The 11,411-nt window shown below is 60.5% G+C and carries 12 protein-coding genes; 1 reads left to right on the forward strand and 11 read right to left on the reverse strand.

Annotated elements, in window-relative coordinates:
• Positions 1-108: 108 nt before the first annotated feature.
• From ureC to ACA052_RS02820, 6 genes are all read right to left on the reverse strand, one after another.
• The gene (gene ureC, locus ACA052_RS02795) at positions 109-1,809 is read right to left on the reverse strand and encodes an urease subunit alpha (protein ID WP_497648304.1); all 1,701 of its coding nucleotides are present in this window, start codon (positions 1,807-1,809) and stop codon (positions 109-111) included.
• 137 nt (positions 1,810-1,946) lie between these two features.
• Positions 1,947-2,255, reverse strand: a complete 309-nt coding sequence (locus ACA052_RS02800) for an urease subunit beta (RefSeq protein ID WP_046044787.1) — start codon at positions 2,253-2,255, stop codon at positions 1,947-1,949.
• Entirely contained in the window at positions 2,255-2,788 is a 534-nt protein-coding gene (locus tag ACA052_RS02805) for a GNAT family N-acetyltransferase (RefSeq protein WP_497648305.1), read from the reverse strand. Before ACA052_RS02805 ends, ACA052_RS02800 begins: the two co-directional genes overlap by 1 nt.
• Before the next feature lie 6 nt (positions 2,789-2,794).
• Positions 2,795-3,328, reverse strand: coding sequence for a GNAT family N-acetyltransferase (locus ACA052_RS02810; RefSeq protein ID WP_497648306.1), 534 nt, complete (start codon positions 3,326-3,328; stop codon positions 2,795-2,797).
• Between the two features lie 9 nt (positions 3,329-3,337).
• A complete protein-coding gene (gene ureA, locus ACA052_RS02815; protein ID WP_497648307.1) occupies positions 3,338-3,640 on the reverse strand; it encodes an urease subunit gamma in 303 nt (100 codons plus the stop codon).
• A gap of 147 nt (positions 3,641-3,787) precedes the next feature.
• On the reverse strand, positions 3,788-4,627 hold the full coding sequence (locus tag ACA052_RS02820; RefSeq protein ID WP_497648308.1) for an urease accessory protein UreD: 840 nt from the start codon (positions 4,625-4,627) through the stop codon (positions 3,788-3,790).
• Positions 4,628-4,867: 240 nt separating this feature from the next.
• Here ACA052_RS02820 and ACA052_RS02825 point away from each other — a divergent pair, with 240 nt between their 5' ends.
• Positions 4,868-5,539: a DUF4329 domain-containing protein gene (locus ACA052_RS02825; RefSeq protein WP_497648309.1), complete on the forward strand. Its 672-nt coding sequence runs from the start codon at positions 4,868-4,870 to the stop codon at positions 5,537-5,539.
• A gap of 18 nt (positions 5,540-5,557) precedes the next feature.
• Here ACA052_RS02825 and urtE read toward each other — a convergent pair whose 3' ends face one another.
• From urtE to urtA, 5 genes are all read right to left on the reverse strand, one after another.
• On the reverse strand, positions 5,558-6,256 hold the full coding sequence (gene urtE / locus ACA052_RS02830; protein WP_497648310.1) for an urea ABC transporter ATP-binding subunit UrtE: 699 nt from the start codon (positions 6,254-6,256) through the stop codon (positions 5,558-5,560).
• A 125-nt stretch (positions 6,257-6,381) separates the two neighbouring features.
• Entirely contained in the window at positions 6,382-7,251 is an 870-nt protein-coding gene (gene urtD, locus ACA052_RS02835; RefSeq protein ID WP_497648311.1) for an urea ABC transporter ATP-binding protein UrtD, read from the reverse strand.
• Positions 7,248-8,327: an urea ABC transporter permease subunit UrtC gene (urtC, locus tag ACA052_RS02840; protein WP_497648312.1), complete on the reverse strand. Its 1,080-nt coding sequence runs from the start codon at positions 8,325-8,327 to the stop codon at positions 7,248-7,250. Before urtC ends, urtD begins: the two co-directional genes overlap by 4 nt.
• Positions 8,327-9,829 (reverse strand): urea ABC transporter permease subunit UrtB, encoded by a 1,503-nt coding sequence (gene urtB, locus ACA052_RS02845; RefSeq protein ID WP_497648313.1) that lies wholly within the window; start codon positions 9,827-9,829, stop codon positions 8,327-8,329. The genes urtC and urtB overlap by 1 nt, the downstream gene beginning before the upstream one ends.
• Before the next feature lie 242 nt (positions 9,830-10,071).
• Positions 10,072-11,337 carry an urea ABC transporter substrate-binding protein gene (urtA, locus tag ACA052_RS02850; protein ID WP_034149690.1) on the reverse strand — a complete coding sequence of 422 codons (1,266 nt, stop codon included), beginning with the start codon at positions 11,335-11,337 and terminating at the stop codon, positions 10,072-10,074.
• Between the last annotated feature and the right edge of the window lie 74 nt (positions 11,338-11,411).

An 11,411-nucleotide genomic window follows, 5' to 3' on the forward strand; every position in this document is an offset into this window, starting at 1 on the left:
ACGCGTTTTTTCCTGGTTATACGCGGAGATCTTTAGTCCATCGCGAGCAAGCTCGCTCCTACAGTTACAGTCATATTTTCGGCCTGGGTTTTTATGCTCGATTGAATATCAAAACAGGAAATAACGCTGCGCCATTGGCAACACATCCGCCGGTTCACACCAGAGCAACACACCGTCAGCCTTGACCTGATAAGTCTGCGGATCGACATCGATGTTCGGCAGGTAATCGTTGTGGATCAAGTCGGTTTTCTGCACTTCCCGGCAGCCTTTGACCACAGCAATTTTCTTCTTCAACCCCAAGGCCTGGGGAAGTCCCGCTTCCTGCGCAGCCTGGCTGATAAAGGTCAGGCTGGTGGCGTGCAGCGAGCCGCCGTAACTGGCGAACATCGGGCGGTAATGCACCGGTTGTGGCGTCGGGATCGAGGCGTTGGCGTCGCCCATCAGGCTGGCTGCGATGGCGCCGCCCTTGAGAATCAGCGTCGGCTTCACACCAAAGAACGCCGGGCGCCAGAGCACCAGATCCGCCCACTTACCCACTTCGACCGAGCCCACTTCATGGCTGATGCCATGGGTGATCGCCGGGTTGATCGTGTACTTGGCGATGTAGCGTTTAGCGCGGAAGTTGTCGTTGCCTGCGCCGTCACCGGGCAGTGCGCCGCGTTGCTTTTTCATCTTGTCGGCGGTCTGCCAGGTGCGTGTGATGACTTCGCCGACGCGACCCATGGCCTGGCTGTCGGAGCTGATCATCGAGAACGCGCCGAGGTCATGCAGGATGTCTTCGGCGGCAATGGTCTCGCGGCGGATGCGGCTTTCGGCGAAGGCCACATCTTCGGCAATGCTCGGGTCCAGGTGATGGCAGACCATCAGCATGTCGAGGTGTTCGTCGATGGTATTGCGGGTGAACGGCCGCGTCGGGTTGGTCGAGCTCGGCAGCACGTTGGCAAAGCCGCAGGCCTTGATGATGTCCGGGGCATGACCGCCGCCCGCGCCTTCGGTGTGATAGGTGTGGATGGTGCGGCCCTTGAACGCGGCGAGGGTGGTTTCGACGAAGCCGGACTCGTTGAGGGTGTCGGTGTGGATCGCCACTTGCACATCGTATTGATCGGCGACGTTCAGGCAGTTGTCGATGCTGGCGGGCGTGGTGCCCCAGTCTTCGTGCAGTTTGAGGCCGATGGCGCCGGCCTTGACCTGCTCGATCAGCGGTTCCGGCAGGCTGGCATTGCCCTTGCCGGTGAGGCCGATGTTCATCGGGAATGCGTCGGCGGCCTGGAGCATGCGCGCCAGGTGCCACGGCCCGGAGGTGCAGGTGGTGGCGTTGGTGCCGGTGGCTGGGCCGGTGCCGCCGCCGATCATGGTGGTGACGCCGCTCATCAGTGCCTCTTCGATCTGCTGCGGGCAGATGAAGTGGATGTGGGTGTCGATGCCGCCGGCGGTGAGGATCATGCCTTCGCCGGCAATCACTTCGGTGCTGGCGCCGATGGCAATGGTGACGTTCGGCTGCACGTCCGGGTTGCCGGCCTTGCCGATGCCGGCAATGCGTCCGTCCTTGAGGCCGACGTCGGCTTTGACCACCCCCCAATGGTCGATGATCAGTGCGTTGGTGATGACTGTGTCGACCACTTCGGCGGCGAGCAATTGGCTCTGGCCCTGGCCATCGCGGATGACTTTGCCGCCACCGAATTTCACTTCTTCGCCGTAGGTGGTGAAGTCTTTTTCGACCTCGATCCACAGCTCGGTATCGGCCAGGCGGACCTTGTCACCGACGGTGGGGCCGAACATGTCGGCGTAGGCCTGACGGGAAATCTTCATTCGTTCGCCTTGAGATTCAATTGAATTTGAGACCGCTCGCATAGCTCGCTATCGCAGCCTTCGGCAGCTCCTACAGGGGATCGCATTCCTCTGTAGGAGCTGCCGCAGGCTGCGATCTTTTGGGGACGCCGCGGATATCAGTCGAGGTCGCCCATGATCCGCCCGGCAAACCCGAACACCCGGCGATGCCCGGCCAGGTCCACCAACTCGACCTCTCGGCTCTGCCCCGGTTCGAAGCGCACGGCAGTCCCGGCCGGGATGTTCAGGCGCATGCCGCGACTGGCGGCGCGGTCGAAGGCCAGGGCGTCGTTGGTTTCGAAAAAATGATAGTGCGAGCCGACCTGGATCGGCCGGTCGCCACTGTTGGCCACCTTCAAACTGACCGTGCGGCGGCCCACGTTGAGCTCGATGTCGCCCGGCTGGATCTGATATTCACCGGGAATCATCAATGGGCTCCTTGGAGAATCTTGTAGTAAAGGGCGGTCGGTTTGTACTGGCCCCTCGGGTCGCAAGCGTAGTCGGGGATTTCGCCCGCGCGGGTGTAACCCAACGCCTGGTAGAAATCCTCGGCGGGGGAGCCGGCTTCGGTGTCGAGATAAAGCATGCCGCGTTTGTGCTGGAGCGCGGCCTGTTCCAGAGCATTCATCAACTGTTGGCCCAGCCCCCGGCGACGCGCGTGTTCGCGCACCAGCAGCTTCTGCACTTCGGCACGGTTCAGCCCGTTGGCTTTCTGGCACAAGGTCATTTGCACGCTGGCTTGTACCTGCTCGTCCTTGACCACCACCCACAGCAGCACGTTGCCCTTGATCAGGTTGTCCTGGACGTCATCGAAATAGGCTCGGGCCTGCGTCGCATCCAGATTGGCCATGAACCCGACACTGGCGCCATAGCCGACGGCGTCGAGCAGCAAATCAATCAAACCCTGACGATAGTGCGCAAAGCTTTCAACATTGACGCGGCGCAATTGGGCTGCGTTCATCTGGCGTTACTCCTTGCTGGCGGGCGGCGGTTCGGCGCCAGGATTGAGGGTCAGTTGCATGAAGGTCAAATCGAGCCAGCGACCGAACTTGGTGCCCACCTGAGGCATCTGGCCGGTGGTGATGAACCCGATCCGTTCATGCAGGCGAATGGACGCGGCATTGCCGCTTTCGATGGCCGCGACCATGACATGTTTGTCACAGCCTTTGGCGCGCTCGATCAGCACATTCATCAGTTGTGGGCCGAGACCGTTGCCGCGCTGGTCGCTGCGCACGTAAACCGAGTGTTCGACGGTGTGGCGGAACCCGTCGAACGGCCGCCAGTCACCAAATGAAGCGTAGCCCAGCACCGTGTTATCGCCGTCGACGATGACCAGAACCGGATAAGCCTGGGATTGCCGGGCGCTGAACCAGGCTTGGCGATTGCCGAGGTCCACGGCTTGTTCGTTCCAGATCGCCGTGGTGTTGAGCACGGCGTCGTTGTAGATGTCGCGGATCGCCGGCAGATCGGCGTGCACGGCATCGCGGATGTCGTAAGTCATGGCGCAGCCTCAGGCGATAGGTTGATGGACGGTGACCAGTTTGGTGCCGTCGGGGAAGGTTGCTTCGACCTGGATCTCCGGGATCATTTCCGGAATGCCTTCCATCACTTGTTCGCGGCTGAGCAGGGTGGTGCCGTAATGCATCAGGTTGGCCACGGTCTGGCCGTCACGGGCGCCTTCGAGCAGCGCCGCGGAGATGTAGGCCATGGCTTCCGGGTAATTGAGTTTCACGCCGCGCGCCAAACGCCGCTCGGCCACAAGGCCGGCGGTGAAGATCAGCAGCTTGTCTTTTTCGCGTGGGGTCAGGTCCATCGTTTGGAATCCATTGTGGGCAGATTGAAATTCTTGCGTCTTGCACCCTGTAGGAGCTGCCGAAGGCTGCGATCTTTTAATCTTGATCTTCACGAGGCCAGGATCAAAAGATCGCAGCCTTCGGCAGCTCCTACAGGGGATCGGTGTTCAGGTGTTCCATATTCTGGGTGGAACTGCTTCCCGGCCGAACAACGCAGGCCTGAGCAACCGCCACAATTCAATCAACCAACCGCGTGCCAACAGCGCTTCACTGGCCAGGCACCGAGCAACCAACAGCCCTGGCAATTGCGTGAGATCCCCGCGCACATCGTTGGGCAGCGAACGGCAACGCTCCAACAAATCGCTATCGATTTCCCCAGTCACCAACAGGGTGGCAAACACCGGTTGCCCATCCATCCCGATCGGCGAATCAAGCAAACCGTCATTCCCGACAATGCGCTGGCGTTCATGCCAGAGCAACTGGCCGTCGCGGCGGATATCCAGTTGCGCCTGAAAATGCCCGAGGTCGAAGCGCTCACCGCTGGCCGGGCGACCCAGCGCCACGACGTCCCAATAGAACAGCCGGGCGTCGCCTTCAAGCTCGATGGCGGTGCTGAGTTCAGCCTGGGCGGCGCTGAAGATAATCGTTTCTTGCGGCAGCCATTCCAGTGTCGCGCCAGTCGCCACGCTCAACTCGAGCTTCTGATAGGCAGGCCCTGCCGCGCGATACCACTTGGCGGCACCCGGGCTGGTGATTTGCGCCCAGGCGTCAGTGCCGACACTGGCCGAAATGTCCAGCCGATCCCCGCCGGCAATCCCGCCCGGCGGATGCACGATAATGTGCTGGCACACCTGGGGCCCTTCGGCATACAGGTGCTTTTGCACGCGCAACGGGCCCAGGTGCCGGCGTTGAACCGGGCGCGTGCTGTCACCGAAGCGGGCGTAGCCCAACTCCAGCTCGGCGTGCCAATGGGGTGCAAACAAGGCGCCAGAAGCGGGAAGCGTCATAGGTCTGTGCTTATCGTGAAGTCATCTGGAACTGTGCAAAGGCTGTGCCGGACGGCATGGCGCGCAGAGAACGGCTACCCATGTTTGCTGCGCACCAACAGGAGGCATTGCATGGGGCGCGGCGCGACAAATTGGTGCCATTCGAGACATATATACCGCCATGCGTGGTCGCGGCATACCCAAAATGCCAACGTACGCCCCCTTCTCCTGTGGGGCGACCAAACTTTTTGGAGTCTCTTGATGACCAACACTTCTGACCTTGTACCACCAGCGCCTTCGACTGCGCCGGTCTTGCCCCCCGTCAGTCAGCCCTTCTTTTGCGTGGACGATGCGGCGTATTGGCTGCACCAGCATCAACGCCAGAACGACAGAGAATACGGTGCGCTCATATTGCAGCGCCCTGACGGTAAGTTTGTCGCGACAACACCTCTGCAGGGTGAAACGACTTCAATTGATTTTGAGCGTTTGCTGCCTTTCGACCGACAGACGCAGACGATCAGTCACCCAGCCGGGTACCGTTGCGTGGGCAATTATCACAGCCACCCGGAATATGCCGAGCAAATTGCCAGGACATACCCTTCCTACAGCGAGGATCAGGTCAAGTTGTACATCGCGCTCCCTTCGATAAACGATCTCGCTTTGACCTTCAGGCATGTGGATTTCTTTCAACATTGTTTTATTTCAAGTCCCTATGGATCTCTGGTGGCCTATTCCATCAACCCGCAGAACGCATCGGGCAATCCTAAATACCGAATGGGCTCGACGCCCGAGAGTCGGATCAGGAGGATAGTGACCATCGGCCAGTTGCGTGTCCTCGATCCAGGCACAATCTGGGGTGGACATCGAGGTCCGATCACGGCGGATTGGATTCCCTACGCGGTGCCAAGCCGCACGACTGCGGCTACCGAATGAACGCAGACAGTCAACGGCTCAGATCGTAACAAGCCCGCGCACACCCTCGGCTTCCATATTTTCGCCGCGACCCTGCTGCAGGATCTCGCCCCGGGACATCACCAGGTACTGGTCAGCCAGTTCGGCGGCGAAATCGTAGAACTGCTCCACCAGCAAAATCGCCATGTCACCGCGCGCCGCAAGTTTCTTGATGACAGCGCCGATTTCCTTGATCACCGACGGCTGGATGCCTTCGGTCGGCTCATCGAGGATCAGCAAGCGCGGACGGCTGGCCAGCGCTCGGCCGATGGCCAACTGCTGTTGCTGACCGCCGGACAAATCACCACCGCGCCGTTGCTTCATTTGCAGCAGCACCGGGAACAGCTCGTAGATGAACGCCGGGACTTCTTTGGCTTCGGAACCGGGGAACCGCGACAGGCCCATCAGCAGGTTTTCTTCCACGGTCAGGCGTCCGAAGATTTCCCGGCCTTGCGGCACATACGCGATGCCGGCATGCACACGCTGGTGCGGCTTGAACGTGGTGATCGGCTTGCCTTCCCAGTTCACCGCGCCTTCCTTGGCCGGCAGCAAACCCATCAGGCATTTGAGCAGGGTGGTCTTGCCCACGCCGTTACGCCCGAGCAGGCAGGTGACCTCGCCGACCTTCACCTCAAATGTCAGGCCGCGCAGGATGTGGCTACCGCCGTAGTACTGATGCAGCTTGTCGACTTGCAGCATATTCAGATTCCTTCAGACTGCTCTTCGTAGGAGCTGCCGAAGGCTGCGATCTTTTGATTTTGATTTTAAAAACAACGTCAAAAGATCGCAGCCTTCGGCAGCTCCTACAGGAGGTGAACGACGTTCTAGCGGCCGAGATAAACCTCGATTACGCGCTCATTGTCCTGCACCTGTTCCAGCGATCCTTCGGCCAGCACGCTGCCCTGGTGCAACACGGTCACGTGATCGGCAATCGAGCCGACGAATCCCATGTCATGCTCCACCACCATCAAGGAATGCTTGCCCGCCAGGCTCTTGAACAGTTCGGCGGTGAATTCGGTTTCGGCGTCGGTCATGCCCGCCACCGGTTCGTCGAGCAGCAGCAATTGCGGGTCTTGCATCAACAGCATGCCAATCTCCAGGAACTGCTTCTGCCCGTGAGACAACAACCCCGCCGGGCGATTGACCGAGGTGGTCAGGCGAATGGTTTCCAGCACTTCGGTGATGCGATCTTTCTGTTCGCCACTCAAGCGAGCCCGCAGGCTGGCCCACACCGACTTGTCGGTTTTCTGCGCCAGCTCCAGGTTCTCGAACACACTCAAGGCTTCGAACACCGTCGGCTTCTGAAACTTGCGGCCGATGCCGGCCTGGGCGATTTGCACTTCACTCATCTGTGTCAGATCGAGGGTTTCGCCGAACCACGCCTTGCCGTGACTGGGCCGGGTCTTGCCGGTGATCACGTCCATCAGGGTGGTCTTGCCGGCACCGTTGGGGCCGATGATGCAGCGCAGTTCACCGACGCCGATGTACAGGTTCAGCGCGTTCAGTGCCTTGAAACCATCGAAGCTGACGCTGATGTCTTCCAGGGTCAGGATCGTGCCGTGGCGCGTGTTCAAACCCGGACCGGCGCGTTGGCCAAGACCGATCGTATCGCGGCTGGTGCCCGCGTCTTTATTGGGCTCCACTGGAAAAAAGGCCGGTTCGAGCATGAATTCAGCCGTTGCAGTGACTCTCATTGTTCACCTCTTTTTTTCAGCAAACCGATCACGCCTTTGGGCAGATACAAGGTCACGACGATGAACAGCGCGCCGAGGAAGAACAGCCAGTACTCCGGGAACGCCACGGTGAACCAGCTCTTCATGCCGTTGACCACGCCAGCGCCGAGCAGCGGGCCGATCAACGTACCGCGACCACCCAAAGCCACCCAAACGGCGGCCTCGATGGAGTTGGTCGGCGACATTTCACTCGGGTTGATAATCCCGACTTGCGGCACATACAACGCACCGGCCAGACCGCACAACACCGCGCTCAACACCCAGACAAACAATTTGAAACCGCGTGGATCGTAACCGCAGAACATCAGACGGTTTTCCGCATCGCGCAATGCGGTCAGCACCCGACCAAACTTGCTTTGCGCCAATCGCCAGCCGATGAACAGACTCGCCACCAGCAACAGCACCGTCGCGAAAAACAGCACCGCGCGAGTCCCCGGTTCAGTAATGCCAAACCCGAGAATGGTGCGGAAGTTAGTGAAACCGTTGTTGCCGCCAAACCCGGTCTCGTTGCGGAAAAACAGGAGCATCCCGGCGAAGGTCAGGGCCTGGGTCATGATCGAGAAATACACGCCCTTGATCCGCGAACGGAACGCGAAGAAGCCAAACACCAACGCCAGCAGCCCCGGCGCCAACACCACCAGACACATCGACCAGAGGAAGCTGCTGGTGCCGGTCCAGTACCACGGCAGTTCGGTCCACGACAGGAACGTCATGAACGCCGGCAAGCCCTCGCCCGAGGCCTGGCGCATGAGGTACATGCCCATTGCGTAACCGCCGAGGGCGAAGAACAGGCCGTGGCCCAAGGACAGTAAACCGGCATAACCCCAGACCAGATCCAGCGCCAGGGCGACGATGGCGTAGCAAAGAATCTTGCCCACCAGCGTCAGTGTGTAGGCCGAGACGTGGAAAACGCTGACGGGCGATAACAGCGACATCAACGGCAACGCCAGCAGCAAAACGAGGATCACAGCGCCGACGGCGATCGTGACTTTGGGGCCGGCCTTTTGCGTGGCCGTGAGCAATAGGGGCTGGTTCATCAGTCGATCACCCGTCCTTTCAGTGCGAAGAGGCCTTGCGGACGTTTCTGGATAAACAGAATGATCAGCGCGAGGATCAGGATCTTGCCGAGCACGGCGCCGATCTGCGGTTCAAGGATTTTGTTGGCAATGCCGAGGCCGAAGGCAGCCAGTACGCTGCCGGCCAACTGGCCGACACCGCCGAGCACCACCACCAGGAACGAATCGATGATGTAGCTCTGGCCGAGGTCCGGGCCGACGTTGCCGATCTGGCTCAACGCCACGCCACCGAGCCCGGCAATGCCCGAACCGAGGCCGAAGGCGAGCATGTCCACGCGCCCGGTCGGCACGCCGCAGCAGGCGGCCATGTTGCGGTTCTGGGTCACGGCGCGCACGTTCAAGCCCAGGCGCGTCTTGTTCAGCAGCAGCCAGGTCAGCACCACCACAAACAGGGCGAAGGCGATGATCACGATGCGGTTGTACGGCAACACGAGGTTGGGCAGCACTTGAATCCCGCCCGACAACCACGCCGGGTTGGCCACTTCAACGTTCTGCGCGCCGAACAGCAACCGAACCAGCTGAATCAGCATCAGGCTGATGCCCCAGGTGGCGAGCAGGGTTTCCAGCGGGCGGCCGTAGAGATGACGAATCACCGTGCGTTCCAGGGCCATGCCGATGGCAGCGGTGACAAAAAACGCCACCGGCAAGGCGATCAGCGGGTAGAACTCGATGGCCTGCGGGGCGAAGCGCTGGAACATCAACTGCACCACGTACGTCGAGTACGCACCGAGCATCAGCATTTCGCCGTGGGCCATGTTGATGACGCCGAGCAAGCCGAACGTGATCGCCAGGCCGAGGGCGGCGAGCAGCAGGATTGAACCGAGGGACATGCCGCTGAAGGCTTGGCCGAGGACCTCGCCGATCAGCAGTTTGCGTTTGACTTGGGCCAGGCTGGTTTCAGCGGCGGTGCGCACCGTGGCGTCGGCTTCGACTCCTGGTTCCAGCAGGCTTTCGAGGCGCGTGCGGGCGAGTGGGTCGCCGGTCTCACCCAGCAGGCGAACAGCCGCGAGGCGCACGGCCGGGTCGGTGTCCACCAATTGCAGGTTGGCCAGTGCCAGGCTCAGGGCTGCATGGACGGTTTCATCTTTTTCGCCGGCGAGCTGCCGGTCGAGGAATTTCAGCTGCGCGGGCTTGGCGCTTTTCTGCAATTGTTGCGCGGCGCCCAGACGGATCTTGGCGTCAACGGCGAGCAATTGGTGACTGGCCAGCGCGGTGTCGATCAGACCCCGCAGGCGGTTGTTCAGGCGCAGGGTTTTGGCTTGGCCGTCGACCGTCAACTCACCTTGTTGCAGGGCGTTGATCAATTCGACGCGGGCCGGATCGGGCTGCGCGGCCCAGGCTTCCAGGAGCTTGGCTTGCTGCACGGGATTGGCGGCGACGAAGTCTTCGGCGTCGCCGGAATGCGCGGCCATCGGCAATAAAAATGCGATGGCGAGGATCAAGCGGTAAAGGGCGGTGGGCATGTCATTGGCCTTGCGCGGACTAATGGTGGAAGCGGGCTTTTGTGGCGAGGGGATTTATCCCCGTTCGGCTGCGAAGCAGTCGTCAACCCATTACAGGCGGTTGGACTTTGAAGTGCTGGGGCCGCTTCGCAGCCCAACGGGGATAAATCCCCTCGCCACAGAAGTCCCCTCACACAAAAGCCAGCTCCCACAGGATTTGTGTCGGACCTGAGCAGAGTGTTCAGAGTCCGACACCCAATGGCTTAGTTGCTCTTCATCGCATAGTCCGGCTTCTTGTCGTTGCCCGGGATGAACGGGCTCCACGGCTGGGCACGGATCGGCCCTTCGGTCTGCCACACCACGTTGAACTGACCGTCCGCCTGGATCTCGCCGATCATTACTGGCTTGTGCAGGTGGTGGTTGGTCTTGTCCATGGTCAGGGTGTAACCGGACGGCGCGGCGAATGTCTGGCCGGCGAGGGCTTCGCGGACTTTGTCGACGTCGGTGGACTTGGCTTTCTCCGCTGCTTGCGCCCACATGTGAATGCCGACGTAGGTGGCTTCCATCGGATCGTTGGTCACCGCTTTGTCAGCGCCCGGCAGGTTGTGTTTCTTCGCGTAGGCTTTCCAGTCGGCGACGAATTTCTTGTTCGCCGGGTTCTCCACCGATTCGAAGTAGTTCCACGCCGCGAGGTTGCCCACCAGCGGCTTGGTGTCGATGCCGCGCAGCTCTTCTTCGCCCACCGAGAACGCCACGACCGGAACGTCAGTGGCTTTCAGGCCCTGGTTGGCCAGCTCTTTATAGAACGGCACGTTGGAGTCGCCGTTGACGGTGGAAATGACCGCCGTCTTGCCACCGGCCGAGAATTTTTTGATGTTGGCCACGATGGTTTGATAGTCGCTGTGGCCGAACGGGGTGTAGACCTCTTCGATGTCCTTGTCGGCCACGCCTTTGGAATGCAGGAACGAACGCAGGATCTTGTTGGTGGTGCGCGGATAGACGTAATCGGTGCCCAGCAGGAAGTAGCGCTTGGCGCTGCCGCCTTCTTCGCTCATCAGGTATTCAACGGCCGGTATCGCCTGCTGGTTTGGCGCGGCGCCGGTGTAGAACACGTTCGGCGACATCTCTTCGCCTTCGTATTGCACCGGGTAGAACAGCAAGCCGTTGAGTTCTTCGAACACCGGCAATACCGATTTGCGCGACACCGACGTCCAGCAACCGAACACCACCGCCACTTTGTCCTGGGTCAGCAACTGACGGCCCTTTTCCGCGAACAGCGGCCAGTTGGATGCCGGGTCCACGACCACCGGTTCGAGCATCTTGCCGTTCACGCCGCCCTTGGCGTTGATCTCATCGATGGTCATCAACGCCATGTCTTTGAGTGACGTTTCGGAGATCGCCATGGTCCCGGACAACGAATGCAGAATACCCACCTTGATGGTCTCGGCGGCCTGGACCGTCCAGGTCATGCCCATCGCGGCAATGCTTGCCGATAGTGTGAAAGCCTTGATCAAGCTGCGACGCTTCATTGTGCGATCTCCATGAACTTATGAATTTTCTAGGTTGGCAGATGCGGACTACTGAAGGGTCTTTAGCAAGGGCT

This window comes from Pseudomonas sp. LBUM1644, assembly GCF_059716195.1.